This is a genomic window from Herbidospora sakaeratensis (genome assembly GCF_001570525.1).
GTDB classification, from domain to species: Bacteria; Actinomycetota; Actinomycetes; order Streptosporangiales; family Streptosporangiaceae; genus Herbidospora; species Herbidospora sakaeratensis.
Genome location: NZ_BBXC01000020.1, coordinates 45,876 through 62,348, shown reverse-complemented (window position 1 = coordinate 62,348; position 16,473 = coordinate 45,876). Strand labels below are relative to the sequence as shown.

17 protein-coding genes and 1 pseudogene are annotated in these 16,473 nt (G+C 69.9%); 13 read left to right on the top strand and 5 right to left on the bottom strand.

What is annotated here, in order from left to right:
- Window positions 1-319: 319 nt before the first annotated feature.
- Window positions 320-1,927, top strand: coding sequence for a TROVE domain-containing protein (locus AW271_RS30655; RefSeq protein WP_062341088.1), 1,608 nt, complete (start codon window positions 320-322; stop codon window positions 1,925-1,927).
- Here AW271_RS30655 and AW271_RS30650 read toward each other — a convergent pair.
- Complete coding sequence (locus tag AW271_RS30650) at window positions 1,924-3,747, bottom strand: sigma-70 family RNA polymerase sigma factor (RefSeq protein WP_062341087.1); 1,824 nt, start codon at window positions 3,745-3,747, stop codon at window positions 1,924-1,926. The two genes, AW271_RS30655 and AW271_RS30650, sit on opposite strands and share 4 nt — an antisense overlap.
- A 151-nt stretch (window positions 3,748-3,898) precedes the next feature.
- On the opposite strand from AW271_RS30650, the gene AW271_RS30645 reads away from it, so the two are divergent.
- Both AW271_RS30645 and AW271_RS30640 read left to right on the top strand, forming a co-directional pair.
- Window positions 3,899-4,468, top strand: coding sequence for a DUF305 domain-containing protein (locus tag AW271_RS30645; protein WP_063818171.1), 570 nt, complete (start codon window positions 3,899-3,901; stop codon window positions 4,466-4,468).
- Window positions 4,469-4,599: 131 nt separating this feature from the next.
- Window positions 4,600-5,982, top strand: a complete 1,383-nt coding sequence (locus AW271_RS30640) for a ferredoxin reductase family protein (RefSeq protein ID WP_062341211.1) — start codon at window positions 4,600-4,602, stop codon at window positions 5,980-5,982.
- Here AW271_RS30640 and AW271_RS30635 read toward each other — a convergent pair.
- Both AW271_RS30635 and AW271_RS30630 read right to left on the bottom strand, forming a co-directional pair.
- On the bottom strand, window positions 5,979-6,179 hold the full coding sequence (locus tag AW271_RS30635) for a DUF397 domain-containing protein (RefSeq protein ID WP_062341212.1): 201 nt from the start codon (window positions 6,177-6,179) through the stop codon (window positions 5,979-5,981). The genes AW271_RS30640 and AW271_RS30635 overlap by 4 nt on opposite strands.
- 117 nt (window positions 6,180-6,296) lie before the next feature.
- On the bottom strand, window positions 6,297-7,184 hold the full coding sequence (locus tag AW271_RS30630) for a helix-turn-helix domain-containing protein (RefSeq protein WP_062341085.1): 888 nt from the start codon (window positions 7,182-7,184) through the stop codon (window positions 6,297-6,299).
- Between the two features lie 281 nt (window positions 7,185-7,465).
- Here AW271_RS30630 and AW271_RS30625 point away from each other — a divergent pair, with 281 nt between their 5' ends.
- The 6 genes and pseudogenes from AW271_RS30625 to AW271_RS42610 all read left to right on the top strand — a co-directional run bounded on the left by AW271_RS30625 (window position 7,466) and on the right by AW271_RS42610 (window position 10,978).
- Window positions 7,466-7,648 carry a hypothetical protein gene (locus tag AW271_RS30625; protein ID WP_062341084.1) on the top strand — a complete coding sequence of 61 codons (183 nt, stop codon included), beginning with the start codon at window positions 7,466-7,468 and terminating at the stop codon, window positions 7,646-7,648.
- The gene (locus tag AW271_RS30620) at window positions 7,645-8,124 is read left to right on the top strand and encodes a hypothetical protein (RefSeq protein ID WP_062341083.1); all 480 of its coding nucleotides are present in this window, start codon (window positions 7,645-7,647) and stop codon (window positions 8,122-8,124) included. The genes AW271_RS30625 and AW271_RS30620 overlap by 4 nt, the downstream gene beginning before the upstream one ends.
- Window positions 8,125-8,294: 170 nt before the next feature.
- The gene (locus AW271_RS30615) at window positions 8,295-9,161 is read left to right on the top strand and encodes a lytic polysaccharide monooxygenase auxiliary activity family 9 protein (RefSeq protein WP_062341082.1); all 867 of its coding nucleotides are present in this window, start codon (window positions 8,295-8,297) and stop codon (window positions 9,159-9,161) included.
- A gap of 60 nt (window positions 9,162-9,221) precedes the next feature.
- Complete coding sequence (locus AW271_RS30610; RefSeq protein WP_062341081.1) at window positions 9,222-9,752, top strand: DUF305 domain-containing protein; 531 nt, start codon at window positions 9,222-9,224, stop codon at window positions 9,750-9,752.
- Window positions 9,753-9,754: 2 nt separating this feature from the next.
- A pseudogene (locus tag AW271_RS42615) lies at window positions 9,755-10,156 on the top strand (GNAT family N-acetyltransferase); the annotation flags it as partial.
- Window positions 10,157-10,168: 12 nt separating this feature from the next.
- The gene (locus tag AW271_RS42610; protein WP_275935789.1) at window positions 10,169-10,978 is read left to right on the top strand and encodes an aldo/keto reductase; all 810 of its coding nucleotides are present in this window, start codon (window positions 10,169-10,171) and stop codon (window positions 10,976-10,978) included.
- Here the strand turns inward: AW271_RS42610 and AW271_RS30600 are convergent.
- Window positions 10,970-11,473, bottom strand: coding sequence for a VOC family protein (locus AW271_RS30600; RefSeq protein WP_062341080.1), 504 nt, complete (start codon window positions 11,471-11,473; stop codon window positions 10,970-10,972). The two genes, AW271_RS42610 and AW271_RS30600, sit on opposite strands and share 9 nt — an antisense overlap.
- A 99-nt stretch (window positions 11,474-11,572) precedes the next feature.
- Between AW271_RS30600 and AW271_RS30595 the strand changes: the two genes are divergently transcribed.
- Window positions 11,573-11,785, top strand: a complete 213-nt coding sequence (locus AW271_RS30595; RefSeq protein ID WP_062341079.1) for a hypothetical protein — start codon at window positions 11,573-11,575, stop codon at window positions 11,783-11,785.
- Here AW271_RS30595 and AW271_RS30590 read toward each other — a convergent pair.
- Entirely contained in the window at window positions 11,754-12,956 is a 1,203-nt protein-coding gene (locus AW271_RS30590) for an ROK family transcriptional regulator (RefSeq protein ID WP_062341078.1), read from the bottom strand. The genes AW271_RS30595 and AW271_RS30590 overlap by 32 nt on opposite strands.
- 119 nt (window positions 12,957-13,075) lie before the next feature.
- Between AW271_RS30590 and xylA the strand changes: the two genes are divergently transcribed.
- The 3 genes from xylA (at window position 13,076) to AW271_RS30575 (ending at window position 16,389) form a co-directional block, all read left to right on the top strand.
- Window positions 13,076-14,218: a xylose isomerase gene (gene xylA, locus AW271_RS30585; protein WP_062341077.1), complete on the top strand. Its 1,143-nt coding sequence runs from the start codon at window positions 13,076-13,078 to the stop codon at window positions 14,216-14,218.
- A complete protein-coding gene (gene xylB / locus AW271_RS30580; RefSeq protein ID WP_062341076.1) occupies window positions 14,218-15,579 on the top strand; it encodes a xylulokinase in 1,362 nt (453 codons plus the stop codon). Before xylA ends, xylB begins: the two co-directional genes overlap by 1 nt.
- 132 nt (window positions 15,580-15,711) lie before the next feature.
- A complete protein-coding gene (locus AW271_RS30575) occupies window positions 15,712-16,389 on the top strand; it encodes a DUF998 domain-containing protein (protein WP_062341075.1) in 678 nt (225 codons plus the stop codon).
- Window positions 16,390-16,473 lie beyond the last annotated feature (84 nt).

Here is a 16,473-nt window from a genome sequence, read left to right as displayed (position 1 = left end):
TCGGTTCGCGGATGGCGCGGGTCGAAGACAATCGGTTATCGACTCCGGATCGAGAGGTCGCGGGTTCGAATCCCGCCCGGGGTGCCACCTGCCCCGGTAGCTCAGCGGTTAGAGCACTTACACCGGTTGTCGCACCACATCCGCGCCATTCTCGAACCGCGCCAGGACGGGTCGAATTCGGTCGGTTATCCCAACGCGGCGGTTCGCGGGTTCGAATCCCGCGGAGCTCGGAAATCGAGCTCTAGCTCAAATGGCAGAGCACCGTGCACATCGGTCGGCACAGTCATATCCGTCCACTCAGAATTACGGAGGAATCGTCGTGAACGACATTCGTGACCCCCTCGCCGACGTCTCCGAGATCGGCGCGAAGAAGGTGCGCAACGCCGCCGGCGGCGTCGTCTTCGAGAAGGACCTGTGGCAGCGGGTCGAGGACTTCCTCATCCTCGGCACGACCGGGGGCACCTACTACGTCGACGGCGGCAAGCTGACCGAGATCAACGTCGGCGTCCTCTACAGGGCGCTGCACGCCGACGGCCCGCGCGTGGTCGAGATGCTCACCGAGATCTCCACCGCCCGGCCGCCCCGCGCCCCCAAGAACCAGCCCGCCCTCTTCGCGCTCGCGGCCGCCTACGCACGCGGCGACGAGGCGACCCGCCGGGCCGCCAAGTCGGCGCTGCCCAAGGTCGCCCGCACCACCGACCACCTCGCGACCTTCTTCGGCTACTACAAGAACCTCGGCGGCAAGCGGACCTCGCGGGGCACCAGCCCCGTGATGGGCCGCTCGCTGCGGACCGCGCTCGGCTCGTGGTTCCTGCAGGGCGAGCCCGACGACGTGGCGTTCAAGGTCTGCAAGGCGGGTCAGCGCAAGACGCCCTCGGGCGAGTCGTTCGCGCTGCGCGACGTGTTGCGGATGGCCCACCCGGCGGGCGACACCGACCAGCGCAAGACGCTGTTCGGCTGGATCGCCGGCAACGTCGACGACGACGCCGCCCGCGCGGCGCTGCCCTCGGTCGACCGGTTCCTCACCGCCAAGGCCGTCACCACGGTCGAGGAGGCGACCCGGCTCGACGTGCCGTGGGAGTTCCTGCCCGACGCGATGCTCACCGAGCCGAAGGTCTGGGACCACCTCGTCGACACCATCGGCCTGACCGCGCTGCTGCGCAACCTCGCCCGGATGACCCGCATCGGCACGCTCGTGCCGCTCGGCGACGCCACCCGGCGCGCGGCCGCCCGGCTCACCGCGTTCCACCAGCTCCGCAAGGCCCGCGTCCACCCGCTGGACGTGTGGCTGGCGATGCGCGTCTACGCCTCGGGCCAGGGCCGCAACGGCGCGACGTGGACGCCGGTCCCGGCGATCCTCGACGCGCTGGAGGAGGCGTACGAGAAGTCCTTCGGCGTCGTCAAGCCGACCGGCAAGAGGCTGCTGCTCGCGGTCGACTCGTCGGGCTCGATGACGTACGCGCGGTGCGTGGTCGGCGGCTCGCCCGTCGGCACGCCGTACGAGGTCGGCTCGGCCATGGCGGTCATGCTGGCGCGCATCGAGAAGGGCAACGTGCACGCCATCGAGGTCGACACGCAGGCGCACGCCTCGAAGGTGACCGCGCGCACCAACCTCCGCGACATCGCCAAGTGGCGGGCGTCGGGCGGCGGCACCGACCTGTCGATGCCGTTCCGGTACCTGCTCCGGGAGCGGATGAACGTCGACGGCGTCGTCGTCTTCACCGACAACGAGACGTGGGCCGGCCGGGGCGACCCGGCCGACCAGCTCGCCCGCTACCGCAAGACGGTCAACCCGGGGACGCGGCTGGTCGTGGCGGCCATGACGGCCGCCGGTTACTCGATCGCCGACCACACCGACCCCGACTCGCTCAACGTCGTCGGCCTCGACGCGTCGCTGCCGATGATCGTGAACGGCTTCGTCCGCTAACGGGCCTGTTGGAACGCCTTGCCGGCCCGGGTCGCGACGCCGTCCTCGGTGAACAGACCGCTGTTGGGTTCGGCCTCCTTGGCGGGGAGGCCGAACCACGCGTACCGGTGCACGTAGGGCAGTGAGGCGAGCATCTTCGACGAGGCGGCCAGGAAGGCGGCCTGCTCGGCGTCGGAGGCGTACTGCGCGCCGTCGGAGAAGTCGATCAGGGCGTACTCGGTCAGCCAGATCGGCTTCTTGTACCGCTGGTAGACCTTCTGGAGATAGCTCTTGAGCTGCTGCGTCGCGGCCGAGGCGCGGAAGTCGCCGCCGTACCAGTGCAGGGTGACGAAGTCGACGCGGTAGCCGTTCTCCTTGGCGCCCTTCATGAAACGGTCGAGCCAGCCGCCCGGGGTGTCGCCGCCGAAGGCCACGCCGGGGGAGCCGAGGATCTTCCCGGCCTTCTCCAGCTGCGGCCACAACTCCAGGGCCCGTTCGACGGTCATGTTCGACTGCTGGGCCAGGTCGGGCTCGTTGAAGCTCAGCAGGTACGGACCCGCCTTCTTGGCCTCCGCGAGCGCCTTCGGCGTGACGCTGTCGGCGCCCCAGATCATCGGGACGAACTCCACGTTCCTCGGGGTCTGCACGCCGTTCTGGTGGGTCGCCCAGGTGTAGTACCAGCGGGCCCCCGACTTGGCCAGGGAGGTGCTGACCCCGTTCATCGGCCACACCCCGACGCCCTTCTTCACCGCCGGGGCGGCGGGCGGCGGAGGCGGCGCCTCGGGTGACTTCGACGGCTTCGGCGAGGGCTTCTTCGACGGTTTGGGGCTGGGGCTGGGGCTCGGGCTCGCCTTGCGGACGGGCGTCTTCGACGGGGTCGGGCTCTCGGCGACCACCACGGGCGGCGGAACCGCTATGGGTTTCGGCGGCGCGTCGCTCGTCCAGGGCTGCAGGACGAACACCCCCGCCGTCACCGCCGCCGCCCCGGCGGCCGTGAGGGGGATCCAGATGTTCTTGGCCGCCACGGCCGTCGCTTTGATCGACACCGGTACGAGCTTGGTGAGCAGGAACCCGGCCGGCACCGCCACCAGGGGCAACCCGAGCAGCAGCCGCTCCAGGGGCACCATGCCCTGGGTGCGGCGGCCGCAGAACGTACACCCCCGGATGTGCCGGGCGAACCGCTTGCGCCACAGCGGCGAGGGCACCCCGTCCCAGCCGAGGAACATGCCCCGGAGCTCGGGGCACTGGGCTTGGGCGTTCAGGCAGCGCACGACCGACTGCGCGATCTGGATCTGCTCCTTCATGCGCTGCACCCGCACGGCCGCGTGCTTGGCCGACAGGCCGAGCGACGAGGCGAGGTCGGCCCGCCCGAGCTCCCCGGTCTCCTCCAGCCACCAGAGCGACAACAACGCCCGGTCGTCCGGGTCGAGCCAGCGGGTCGCCTCGGCGACCTCGCGCCGCTGGTCGGTCAGCCCCAGCTGCAGGATGGTCAGCCCGGCGAAGTCGGAGGCGGGGTCGGCCACCTCGGTCGCCGTGTCGAGGTCGGTCCGGCGGTGCTGGGCGGTGCGCTTCTCGGCTTCGTGGTCGCGTACCTGCCGGACCGCGATGGCCACCAGCCACGAGCGGTAGGCGTCGAGATCCCGCAGCCCCGGCAGCCCGCGAACCATCCGGATCAGGGTCTCCTGGACGACGTCGTCGGTGTCGTTGTGCCCGTTCAGGGCCCGGCCGACGATGTTGTAGACGAGCGGCAGCGAGTCGGCGACCAGGCGGTCGAGGGCAGCCTGATCCCCGTCGCGTGCCGCCGCGACCATCGCCGTGTCGGGTCCGCTCCTCGCTGGCATGCTGCATCCCCTTCTGAGGGCCGTGCTTCGGAGACCCCGCGGCAGTGCCTGGGGTTACGAAAATCTACTGACCTTTTTGGGGGATTTCTGTTGTTCTGCTGTGACCTGCGGGTCTCCGGTAACAGGAAGACCCACTGGGGAGGGAAGTGACGTGCGACTGACATCTGGCGCACCCTGGGCGGTCGCGCTCGCCGCCCTCCTGGTGTCGGGCTGCGCCGTCCCGCGGGTTCATGGTCCCGCCGCGGCGGCGGTGCAACCCAGCGCGGTCGCGGCCCAGCCGTCGGCCGCGTTCAACCCCACGGACGTGGCCTGGATCCAACTCGAGATCCCCATGACCGAGTCGGTGCTGGCACTGACGGACCTGGCGCCTGAACGCACAGCGAACCCGTCAGTGCTGGCCCTGGCGTCCCAGGTCGCGGCCGAACAGCAGCAGCAACTTGCGGGACTACGTGGTTTGTTGCGTGAAGCGGGGCTTCCGCCGACAAACGTCCACGAGGGTCATGACATGCCCGGTATGGTGACGAAGAGCGACCTGTTGATAGCGCAACGTCTCAACGCGGAGCCGTTCGACACGCTGTTCCGGAAACACCTGAAGGACTTCCTGACCCAGTCCCTGCTGGTCGCGAAAGGCGAACAGACATCCGGCGCGAACGAGGCGACGAAACAGTACGCCAAGGCCCTGTCGGCCGCCCGCTCCACGACGCTGGCCGACCTGAGATGACGACCCACTGGGAAAGCCTGCTCCGGCCGCCGTCGCAGGCGCGCTGGGTGTCCTTGCTCGACGAGGAGGGCCCGGCGACCGGAAGCCTGCACCCGGTCCCGGCGGCCCCCGCACCCGGCAGACCCCGTCGGATGAGTAGTGACGGCCCGGCCACGGGGGCACTGCGTTCCGTTCCCACGGAGCCGCGCCGGTCGCGCGCCCGCGCGCCCCGGCCCGGCGGTGCCCCCGCCTCACGACGACGCCAGGGCAGCTTCGTCGGGGCCCTGCTGTGGATCGGCGCCGGGGTGGCGACGGCCGGCTGCTGGGCCGACCTGCCAGAAGTGGCGTCCACCGCCGACGGCCTGGCGTGGCTGGGCCGCCTGACCGGCCTGCTGGCCGGTTACGGCGCGGCGATCCTGGTGGCCCTCATGGCCCGCATTCCTTACCTCGACCGCACGATCGGCTCCGACCGGCTCTCCCGCTGGCACGCGCTGGGAGGCCGAGGCACGCTGGCGCTGTCGGTCGCCCACATGGTCTTCGCCATGTCGGCGCGGGTGGTCAGGTCGGGCGTGTGGGAGGGCACGTTCGGTCTCGTCCTGTACGCCCCCGGCATCCTCGAGGCCACCGTCTCATTGGCGTTCCTGCTGGCAGTGGGCGTGATCTCGGCCCCGGCGATCCGGTCGCGGATGTCGTACGAAGCCTGGCACTACGCCCACTTCCTCACCTACGTGGCCATCTACCTGGGCTTCGCCCACCAGCTCACCGGGCCGTCCTTCGGAGGCGTCGGCGCGTGGGCCTGGCGGGCCCTCTACTTGGGCGTGGCGGCGCTCCTGCTCTGGTACCGCTTCGCCCTGCCGGTGATCCGATCCCGGCGCCACCGCCTGTGCGTGGCCGGCATCCGCCGCGAGTCGGCCGACGTGGTGTCCGTCTACATCGCAGGCGACGACCTGGACCGATTGGCCGCCGAACCCGGCCAGTTCTTCCGCTGGCGCTTCCTGGCCAAGGGCATGTGGTGGGCGGCCAACCCCTACTCCCTCTCGGCCGTACCGAGCGGCCGCCACTTGCGCATCACCGTGAAGGCGGCCGGTGCGCACAGCCGCGCCCTCTTCTCCCTGACCCCCGGCACCCGGGTCTGCGCCGAGGGCCCCTACGGCGCCCTGACCGCCGCCCGCGCCCGATCCGACCGGATCCTGCTGATCGCGGGCGGCGTGGGCATCAGCCCGCTACGGGCCCTGTTCGAGTCGATGCCGGGCCAGGTGACGCTGCTCTATCTGGCCAGGACGGTCGAAGACCTGGTGCTGCGCGGGGAACTCGACGCCATCGCGGCGGCCCGGGGGGCACGGGTGCACTACACGGTGAACGAGGACCTGACGGTCCCTCTCACGGGCCGGTCGTTGTCACGCGCCATTCCCGATTTGGCGGACTATGACGTGTTCGTGTGCGGACCGCGCGGGATGACCCAGAAGGCGCTGAACGCGCTGAGACGGGCAGGCGTCCCGAAACAGCAGATTCATCTCGAGAACTTCGACTTCTAGACGTCGAAGACGCCGCGCCGCACCCCGTCGACGAAGGCCCGCCATTCCTCGGACGTGAAGTCGAGAACGGCTCCGTCGTCGCCACGCTTGCTGTCGCGCACCCGGACGCGGTCACCCGCCAGAGAGACCTCAACACATTCGGTGTTGTTGCAGGCGCGGATCCAGAGGTCCTCGCTGAGCGGTGCCGTGCCTGACATCGGGTTCCCTCTCGAGATCATGGTGACGCGGGGAACCTACCAGCACGTGAAGATCTCCGCTCGAGGGTCCGGCGCACTGATGGGAAACCGCTGCCGGCCCTTTGCCGTTCGCCGATGTCAGGGAACCGCGCGGAGGAAGCCCGGCCCACCCCTCTCGTAGTGGTCTCGCATCTCGACCAGGAAATCCATGCTCACGGAGGGGGAGAGCGCGGCGCCCATCATGTGGTCGATCACACGGCGATAGGCGGCGACGTCGCCGGGTTTCTCGATGAGGTTGAACGTCGAGAAGGTCTCCCGGTAAACCACGCTGGTCTCGAAATCCGAGATGTCGAACAGCACGAAAGGGCTGTCGGCGGCAGGGTATGGTCCCGCCTGAAACGGCAGGATCCGCAGCGTCACGAGACTGCTCTCCGCCAGGGGAATGATGTGTTCGATCTGGCGGCGCATGATGTCGGGTCCGCCGACCACTCGCCACAAGACCGCCTCATCGACGAAAGCCTGATACTTGGGGGGATCGCCTGAGGTCAGGAGTCGCTGCCGTAACATGCGGGCGCGGGTCCACTTCTCGATCTTCTCGGGTTCTCGATCTATGTTCATCAGCCGGATCACGGTTCTGGCATAGTCTTCGATTTGAAGCAGGCCAGGAAACGCCGCGATCTGGAATTCCGTGATCGCGGTCGCCGCCGCTTCCATGTCGATGTAGCTGTAAATGGCGCGGTCGCCGAGGCTGCCATACTCGCGGCGCAGCAGCTGGGTGCGTGAATCGGCCGCCATGGCGGTCAGCTCCGCGATGAGCGCGGGATCGCTGATTCCGTAGATGGCCGTGAGGATTTCGACGTCACGCGGGCTCGCCCCGCGCTGCCCGTTTTCCAGCCGCGAGAGTTTCGCCGTAGAGGCATGCATCCGCGTGCATACCTCTTCGAGGGTCAGCCCCGACTCCTGCCGGAGCCGCTTCAGCCGAGCGGCGAGTTGTCGTCGCCGAAGCGTCAGGTTGGTCCCAGCCATGGCACGTCCCGGTGATCGAAAATCCCGTACTGGGGCCCGCCCAAGTGGTAATTGCCAGTGAGGGTCGTCTAGGTATGTTTCCGGCCGAATGGCGTTATAAACGGATTGGGAACGCTACCGGGAGGGTGTGAACTGGGGCCATCTGTGGCCTAAATAAAACGGGACCCGATGTTGGCGCATCGGGCCCCGGAGCTGGAGACCGTCGCTCACCGCTCAGTAAAGGACGATCCACAATGCAGATTAACCCAAGAGGTAGGGAATTGTCGCCCCCTCGTGGCTTATTGGACCGAATCGCCGCCATCGTCAAACGCCGCACCGACGACCTCTTCGCCGAACCCGACGCTTTCGCCTTCGTCGTCGGCTGGCAGATCGACCGGAAATGGAACCGCCGCACCTACCGCGACCCCCGCTTCGACCACCTCCAGGCCAGTCGCCAAGCCCAGTCCGAGGCGAGCCGCAGATGACCAGGCAACTCGTCCGGGCCCTGGAAGGCAGGGTGGCGCCCCCGGGTCCCTTCGTGGTCGTGTGGCGCTGGCGTTATGAAGCGGCTCTCCTCATCGGGGGGCCGTTTCTCGTCTCGGCCGTCGGCTGGCAGCTCGTGGTCACCGTCGCCGGGCTCCTTGTCGCGCTCGTCTCGGTCTCCCCGTTCGCCCGCAGGCGCGCCCTTGCCCGCCTCTGGTGTGTGGTCACCCCCCACCGCATCCGCACGGCCTGCGCCGAAGCCCTCATCGTGACGCGGCGCGGCAGGCTGCCGGTGGTCCTCTGGACCGGCCCGACCCGGGAGGGGGAACGCGTGTGGGTCTACTGCCGGGCCGGGATCACCGAGGCCGACTTCGCCGGCACCGCGCCGCTCATCGCCTCCGCCTGCTGGGCGCGGGAGGTGAGGGTCACAAAGTCGGCGCGGCATCCTGCGGTCATCCGGGTTGATGTCATCAGATGACTTGCGGAGTCAGGAAGTCTGAGTGATCCTTCTCTTAGGAAGGTTTCTTTATAGAAAGCTTAAGTTCGCGGCCGTCACCCCGCGTTCCCCCGCTGATCCTTCCGCCATGGGCTCCGGCTCTCCTCATGAGGTGGCCGGAGTTCGCGTATCCGCTCCACGGAGGAGAGCCAGTGTTACGTAACAAGGTGGCAGCAGCCGCCGCCGGTCTCATGGCCGGCTCGCTGCTCGTAGTCCTGCCGTCCGCCCCCGCCAGCGCCCACGGCACCATGTCGAACCCCCCGAGCCGCGTCTACCAGTGCAAGAACGAGGGCCCCGAGTCGCCCGACTCGGCCGCCTGCGCCGCCGCCGTCGCCGCCGGGGGCACCCAGGCCTTCTACGACTGGAACGAGGTCAGCCTGCTCGAAGCGGGCGGCCGCCACCGCCAGATCATCCCCGACGGGAAGCTCTGCAGCGCGGGCCGTGACAAGTACCGGGGGCTGGACCTCCAGCGCACCGACTGGCCGGCGACGTCGTTCTCCGCCGGGCCGCGCACCATCACCTACCACGCGACGGCGCCCCACTCGAACAGCAACTTCGAGTTCTACATCACCCGCGAGGGCTGGAACCCGTCGATGCAGCTGAAGTGGTCGGACCTGGTGCACATCCAGACGTTCAACAACTTCAACCCGACGACGTTCACCAACTGGACCATCAACATCCCGCAGCGGACCGGCCGCCACATCCTCTTCTCCATCTGGCAGCGCGTGGTCGGCTCCAACGAGGCGTTCTACACCTGCTCCGACGTGGTCTTCAGCGGCGGGAACAACCCCAACCCGACGCCGACCCCCACCCCCACGGTCACCCCAACCCCCACGCCCACGCCGACCCCGACGGTCACGCCCACCCAGAACCCGGGCGGCACCTGGGCGGCCGGCGTGTCGTACCAGACCGGCAACCGGGTGACCTACGGCGGCGTAACCTACCAGTGCCGCCAGCCGCACACCTCGCTCGTCGGCTGGGAGCCCCCGAACGTGCCGGCCCTGTGGCAGCGCGTCTGATCCCGTGAGTGAACGCGGGCCGCGTCCGTCGGGCGCGGCCCGCCGTCGAAGGAGGCGGGCATGCGCCGGCTGCTCATCGTTCTCTTCCTGGCCTGTACGGCCTGCGCCGCGCCCGGCGTCCAGGAAGAAGCCCCGGTCAACGCGGCAGACGTCATGTTCCTGCAGATGATGGTCGCGCACAACAAACAGGGCCACGAGCTGGCCCGGCTCGCCGAGAACCGCGAGCTGCCCGCGAGGGTCGAGCAGCTGGCCGCCGCGATGCGGGTCACCCAGGAGACCGAGACGAGCACGATGACGACGTGGCTCCTCCAGTGGGAACAACCCCTGACCATGGACCAGGAGGCCCACCACGCCCACGGCGGCACCGCGATCGACGCGCAGAAAGACCTGACCCGCCTCCGCAAGACCGCCGACACCGACTTCCCCCGCGAACTCCTCAACGCCCTCATCGCCCACCAGGACGACGCGATCCAGTTCGCCCGGTACGAGAAGGGCAGCGGCGCGAACCCGGGCGCGCTCGGCCTGGCCGAGCAGATCGACACCGCGCGGTCGGCGCAGATCACCTACATGCTGGACCTGCTTGACTCATAGGCATGCCGGAACTCCAGCTTCTGCGGGCCGACCACGCCGATCGGCTCCTGACCTTCGAGACCGACAACCGCGCCTTCTTCGCCCGCAACGTCGAAGACCGCGGCGACGACTACTTCACCACGTTCGCCTACCACCATCAGGGTGTGCTCGACGCGCAGGCCGAGGGCGAGCTGCGCTTCCACGTCCTGGTCGCCGACGACGGCGAGATCCTGGGCCGCTTCAACCTGTACGACATGAAGAACGGCACCGCCGAACTGGGCTTCCGCCTGGCCGAGAAGGCGACCGGCCGGGGCGTGGCCACCGCGGCGGTCCGGGAACTGTGCGACCGCGCGAAGGGCTACGGCCTGCGCAGCCTGCGGGCCGGCGCCGACGTGGAGAATCGGGGCTCCCGGCGGGTGCTGCAACGTGCCGGTTTCATCCAGACCGGCGAGACCTCGTTCTGGCGCAACCTGTACGACGAGTTCCTGATCGGCGGCGAACTCCGGGTCCGGCGACTGGGCTTCGGCGCCATGCACCTGTCCCCAGAAGACGGCGACGTGGTGAGACGCGCCGTCGACCTCGGCGTCACGCTCATCGACACCGCCTACCTCTACGGCTGGGGCGCCAACGAGGAGCTGCTGGCCCGCACCCTGTGGCCGTACAGGGAAGAACTGCTCGTGACCACCAAGGTGGGGGTCGCGCAGCCCGGTCAGCTCGACGGACGGCCGGAGGTGCTGCGCACCCAGGTCGACGCGGCGCTGACGCGCCTGCGCATGGAACGGCTCGACCTGCTCCAGTTGCACCGGGTCGACCCCGAGGTTCCACTGGCCGACCAGGTCGGCACCCTCAAGGACCTCCGCGACCAGGGCAAGATCGGCCACATCGGGCTCTCCGAGGTCACCGTCGAGCAGCTCGTGCAGGCGCGCGGGATCGTCGAGGTGGCGAGCGTGCAGAACCGCTACAACCTGCTCGACCCCGCCCACGAGGCGGTCTTGGCCGCCTGCGAGGCGGCGGGCATCGCCTTCCTGCCCTGGCGGCCGATTCTCGACCTGGTCAACGCACCGAAGATGAAGACGTTCGAAGCGGAATTCGGCGCCACCAGGGCTCAGATCGGGCTCGCCTGGTTGCTGGCCCGCTCTCCGGTCATCCTGCCCATCCCCGGTACGTCGAAGATCGCGCACCTGGAGGAGAACGTCGCGGCCGGGGCGATCCGGCTCACCGAGGCCCAGCGGGAGCGGCTAGCGTGACACCCCGATGCCGCCCGGCGTGGTCGCGCCGAAGCGTTCGATCTCCTTCGCCAGGTCCAGCGGCCGGACCGACGCCTTGCCGCCCGCGATCGCCTCGGTGATCAGGTCGGCCGGGACCAGCCACGACACCTCGAACTCCAGCCCGTCGGGGTCCTTTGCGTAGAGGGCCTTGGTCGTCGAGTGGTCGGAGGCGCCGACGAGCGCGCCGAGCTCCAGCAGGCGGACCTGGACGCGTTCGAGTTCGGCCAGCGTGTCGACCTCCCACGCCAGGTGGTAGAGCCCGACCGCGCCTCGGCCGGCGGTGGTGGGTCCCGCGTCGGCGCCCACTTCGAACAGGCCGAGGTCGTGGTCGTTGGACGACCCCTCCGCCTGGAGGAACGCGGCTCCGGGGAAGCCCATGACCACTCGGAAGCCGAGGGCCTTCTCGTAGAAGTCGACGCTGCGTGCGACGTCGCGGACGTACAGCACGGCGTGGTTGAGTCGCTGAACCGGCATGTCTCCAGCAGCAACCGGGGATCTCCGCTTGTTCCCGGGAAACTGTCGGTGCCAGGTCCTAGGGTGGTCGGCGGCCATTCCTAAGGGGGACGTTTAACGATGATCGTCGACCGCGTGGCGCGGGAGCGCGCGGAGAACCAGATGTTGTTCCAGGCGGTCCACGAGGTCGCGCGCGACCATGCGGGGGGCGCGGTCGACGACGTGGTGGCGGCGTTGTTGCGCAACCTCCCTCCGGCGCCCCGGTTGTCGGGTGATGAGGTGCGCCGGATCGCCGAGCAGATCAGCGTGGGGCGGGATCCCTCCGGTCTGTGAGCCGCTCCGAGAGCGCGGCGGGGTCGGCGACGACGGTCTCCAGCACCTGACCGGCCGCGCCGAGCGCCGCCGCCTCCGAGCCGAGCTGAGAGACCTCGACGGGCGGGGCCTGGGCGCGCAGTTGGGCCAGGCGGGCGCCCATCGTCTCGGCGACCACGCCGCCGATCCACGGGAACAGGGGGGCGTAGATGCCGCCCAGGACGATCGTGTGCGGGTCGACCAGGTTGATCGCCGACGACAGCGCCACGCCGAGCGCCCAGCCCGCCTTGTCGCAGGCGGCCAGGGTGGCGGCGTCGCCGTGTTCGAGCCGGTCGACGATGGCGTCGATGCCGTGGGCGTAGGGGCTGCGGTCGCCGACGGCGTCGAAGAAGGCGTCCTGGCCGGCGTACTGCTCCAGGCAGCCCCGGGCCCCGCAGCGGCACTGCGGGCCCTCGGGCGTCACGACCACGTGGCCGAGCTCGCCGGCGAAGCCGCGCGCGCCGCGGAACAGGGCGCCGTTGACGACCAGGCCGGCGCCGATGCCGATCTCGCCCGAGACGTAGAGGAAGTCGGCCCGGCCGACGCCGAACCAGAGTTCGCCGAGGGCGGCCAGGTTGGCCTCGTTCTCGACCCTGATCGGCACCCCGAGGTCGAGGGCGGCTCCCACGGGCACGTTCCGCCAGCCGAGGTTGGGGGCGTTGTGGATCTCGCCCGACTCGACGTCGACCGGGCCGGGCACGGCCAGACCGGCGCCGACGACCCGCAATCCGGTCCCCTCGGCCTGGGCGAGCGCCGAGAGCGCCAGGCGGCGGAGGTCGCCGATGACGTCGAGCGGTTCTGACAAACGGTTGTCGACCGTCTGGGTCAGCCGCAGCCTCACCCGGCGGGCCAGGTCGACGACTCTGACCGCCAGATAGTCGACGTTGAGCTCGAGACCGAGGGCCGCGACGCGGTCTCCGCTGACCCGCACCTCGACCCCCGGACGGCCGCGCTCGCCGGCCCTGACGGCGCCGGTCTCCACCACCAGCCCGGCGTCGAGCAGGTCTGCGACCAGCTTGGACACGGTCGTCTTGGTCAGCCCGGTGACCTCGGCGAGGGACGCCCGCGTGAGCGAGCCACGGGTCCGGACCTCTCGCAGGACGAGGGACAGGTTGCGCGCCCGCATCGCGTCGTGCCGTACGGCCTGCGCCATTCGCACCTTCCTGACTGCCGGTCCAGAAATCTGGACGAAATCCTAGACACGCCTACTTGACCGGCACGAGTCCCCGTTCCATATTTAGTCCACAACGTAGACTAATTCGGAGGCGCCCCGTGTACACCCCCTCTCCCGAGGACAAGTTCACATTCGGTCTGTGGACCGTCGGCTGGCAGGCCCGCGACCAGTTCGGCGACGCGACGCGCGCCCCGCTCGACCCGGTCGAGACCGTGCACAAGCTGGCCGAGCTCGGCGCCTACGGCGTGACCTTCCACGACGACGACCTGCTCGCCGTTGAGCCCGACCGCGACAAGGCGATCGAGAACTTCAAGAAGGCGCTGGCCGACACCGGCCTCAAGGTGCCCATGGCGACCACCAACCTGTTCACCCACCCGGTGTTCAAGGACGGCGGCTTCACCAGCAACAACCGCGAGATCCGCCGCTACGCGATCCGCAAGGTGATCCGCAACCTCGACCTGGCCGCCGAGCTGGGCGCCAAGACCTACGTCTGCTGGGGCGGCCGCGAGGGTGCCGAGTCCGACGCCGCCAAGGACATCCGCGCCGCGCTCTCCCGTTACAAGGAGGCCATGGACATCCTGAGCCAGTACGTGGTCGACAAGGGCTACGACATCCGCTTCGCGATCGAGCCGAAGCCGAACGAGCCCCGCGGCGACATCCTGCTCCCGACGGTGGGCCACGCGCTGGCGTTCATCAACGAGCTCGAGCGCCCCGAGATGGTCGGCCTCAACCCCGAGACCGGTCACGAGCAGATGGCGGGCCTGAACTACTACCACGCCATCTCCCAGGCGATGTGGCACGGCAAGCTGTTCCACCTCGACCTCAACGGGCAGCGCGGCATCAAGTACGACCAGGACCTCATCTTCGGTCACGGCGACGTCCAGAACGCGTTCTTCCTGGTCGACCTGCTGGAGCACGGCGGCTACGAGGGCCCCCGCCACTTCGACTACAAGCCGGTCCGGACCGACGACAAGAACGACGCCTGGGACTCGATCGCGGCGAACATGCGCACCTACCTGATCCTCAAGGAGAAGGCGAAGGCCTACCGGGCCGACCCGGAGGTCCAGGAGGCGCTGGCCGCCAGCAAGGTCGACGAGCTGGGCGCCCGCACCCTGGGCGAGGGCGAGACCCTGCAGGACCTGCTGAACGACGAGTTCGACCTCGACGCCGTGGCGGCCCAGGGCTTCCACTTCACCCGTCTGTCGCAGCTCGCCCTCGAGCACCTGCTCGGCGTGCGGTAATGACTCTCGTCGCGGGGGTCGACTCGTCGACCCAGAGTTGCAAGGTCGTGGTGCGCGACGCCGAGACCGGCGCGCTGGTCCGCGAAGGCCGGGCCAAGCACCCCGAAGGCACCGAGGTCCACCCGAGCCACTGGTGGACGGCGTTGCAGGAGGCCATCGCCATGGCGGGCGGCCTCGACGACGTCGCGGCGGTCTCGGTGGGCGGCCAGCAGCACGGCATGGTCTGCCTCGACGAGAACGGCGAGGTCGTCCGTCCGGCGCTGCTGTGGAACGACACCCGGTCGGCCCAGGCGGCCCGCGACCTGATCGCGGAGCTGGGCGGACCGGAGAAGTGGGCCGAGGCGGTGGGCAGCGTGCCCGTCGCGTCGTTCACCGTCACCAAGCTGCGCTGGCTGGCCCAGCACGAGCCGGAGAACGCCGCGCGCACCGCGTCGGTCTGCCTCCCGCACGACTGGCTGACCTGGAAGCTCGGCGGCACCCCCGCGACCGTCACCACCGACCGCGGGGAGGCGTCGGGGACCGGCTACTGGTCCCCGGCCACCGGGGCCTACCGGCTCGACCTGCTCAAGATGGCCATCGGCCACACCCCGCAGGTCGCCAAGGTCCTCGGGCCGAGGGAGCAGGCCGGGACGTACAACCAGGCCCTGCTCGCGCCCGGCACCGGTGACAACATGGCCGCCGCCCTCGGCGTCGGCGCGCGTCCCGGCGACGTGATCGTCTCGATCGGCACGTCCGGCACGGCCTTCGCCGTCGCCGAGCACGCGTCGGCCGACTCCTCGGGCGGCGTCGCCGGTTTCGCCGACGCCACCGGGCGGTTCCTGCCGCTCGTCGCCACGATGAACGCCGCCCGCACGCTCGACGCGGTCGGCAGGGTGCTGGGCGTGGGTCCGGCCGAGCTCAGCGATCTGGCCCTGGGGGCGCCTCCCGGGGCCGGAGGGCTGACGCTGGTGCCGTACCTGGAGGGCGAGCGGACCCCGAACCGGCCCGACGCGACCGGGTCGTTCCACGGGCTGCGGCTGGCCAACGCGACGCCGGGGCACTTCGCCCGCGCGGCCGTCGAGGGCATGCTCTGCGGTCTCGCCGACGCGCTCGACGCCCTCGGCCTGGCGCCCAACCGGGTGCTGCTGATCGGCGGCGGCGCGCGCTCGGAGGCCGTGCGCACCATCGCGCCCAGCGTGTTCGGCGTGCCGGTGCACGTGCCCCCGCCCGGGGAGTACGTCGCCGACGGCGCCGCCCGCCAGGCCGCCTGGTTGCTCACCGGCGGCGAGGAGCCGCCGGAGTGGGCCTCGGGTGAGGTCACCGTCTTCGAGGGCGACCCCATCGACGGCCTGCGCGACCGGTACAGAGAAGCCGCCGCGTGACCCCGCCGGGGGTGGGCCCAGCCCCACCCCCGGCCCTGGGGCGACCCTGAGGGCCCCTAGGGGGAATCCATCAGGGGCGAATGGGGTCTTAACCGGATGCATATCCGGCGGCCGAAGAGGCACTCTCGAAGTATGGTCAAGAGGCTCTCTCCCGTGATCGCGATCTCCGGTCTGGTGCTCGCGATGGCCGCCGTCGTGGCCGGTCAGCTTGATCCCTCCCCTCACCTCGACCCGGTCGCGCTGTCGATCAGCGAGTACGCCGCCCAGGAGCGCGGCGTGCTGACCGAGTTCGCCCTCGCGATGCTGGGCCTGGCCTCACTGGCCCTGCTCGCCGGGCTCAAGGCCGCATCGGCGCCGATCGACGGCTGGCCCGAGCGGCTGATCCTCCTCTGGTCCCTCACCCTGCTGGGCGTCGCCGTGATCCCGTGGGCGCGCGCGCAGGACTACCTGGTGGCGGTCGCGTTCCTGGCGCTGCCCGTCGCCACCGCGCAGCTCGCCGGCCGGTTCGCCGACCACGACGAGTGGCGGCCGGTGGCCCGCACGCTCGAATGGCTGACCCTGCTCGCGGGCATCGGCCTGGCCGCCGTGACGTACGCGGCGCTGCCCGGCCGGGGCGTGCTGATCGGCGTGGCCGAGCGCGGCCTGCTGATCGTGGAGTTCGCGCTGGTGGCCTCGATCGCGTGGCAGCTGCTGCGAGTCGGGCTCATGACCGCGATCACTACAGTTCCGGGAGTCGTCCGTCAGCCCGTTGCCGAACCGACGCAAAACGCCACGTCCGAGGCCGTAAGCCGGCACGCTCACGCCGCGTGATCAGACAAACGTGATCCACGAATGATTCAAACCGGGGCAAACTGCTAACCTCATCGGCTACGTACGGCCGATGAGGTGCCATGG

Excerpts from the sequence above, each read along its gene's own strand:
- AW271_RS30640 (WP_062341211.1), top strand. The coding sequence starts at position 4,600 with ATGAGTAGTGACGGCCCGGCCACGGGGGCACTGCGTTCCGTTCCCACG.
- AW271_RS30600 (WP_062341080.1), bottom strand. The coding sequence starts at position 11,473 with ATGCCGGTTCAGCGACTCAACCACGCCGTGCTGTACGTCCGCGACGTC.
- AW271_RS30595 (WP_062341079.1), top strand. The coding sequence starts at position 11,573 with ATGATCGTCGACCGCGTGGCGCGGGAGCGCGCGGAGAACCAGATGTTG.
- AW271_RS30635 (WP_062341212.1), bottom strand. The coding sequence starts at position 6,179 with ATGTCAGGCACGGCACCGCTCAGCGAGGACCTCTGGATCCGCGCCTGC.
- AW271_RS30610 (WP_062341081.1), top strand. The coding sequence starts at position 9,222 with ATGCGCCGGCTGCTCATCGTTCTCTTCCTGGCCTGTACGGCCTGCGCC.
- AW271_RS30630 (WP_062341085.1), bottom strand. The coding sequence starts at position 7,184 with ATGGCTGGGACCAACCTGACGCTTCGGCGACGACAACTCGCCGCTCGG.
- AW271_RS30620 (WP_062341083.1), top strand. The coding sequence starts at position 7,645 with ATGACCAGGCAACTCGTCCGGGCCCTGGAAGGCAGGGTGGCGCCCCCG.
- AW271_RS30650 (WP_062341087.1), bottom strand. The coding sequence starts at position 3,747 with ATGCCAGCGAGGAGCGGACCCGACACGGCGATGGTCGCGGCGGCACGC.
- AW271_RS30575 (WP_062341075.1), top strand. The coding sequence starts at position 15,712 with ATGGTCAAGAGGCTCTCTCCCGTGATCGCGATCTCCGGTCTGGTGCTC.
- AW271_RS30590 (WP_062341078.1), bottom strand. The coding sequence starts at position 12,956 with ATGGCGCAGGCCGTACGGCACGACGCGATGCGGGCGCGCAACCTGTCC.
- xylB (WP_062341076.1), top strand. The coding sequence starts at position 14,218 with ATGACTCTCGTCGCGGGGGTCGACTCGTCGACCCAGAGTTGCAAGGTC.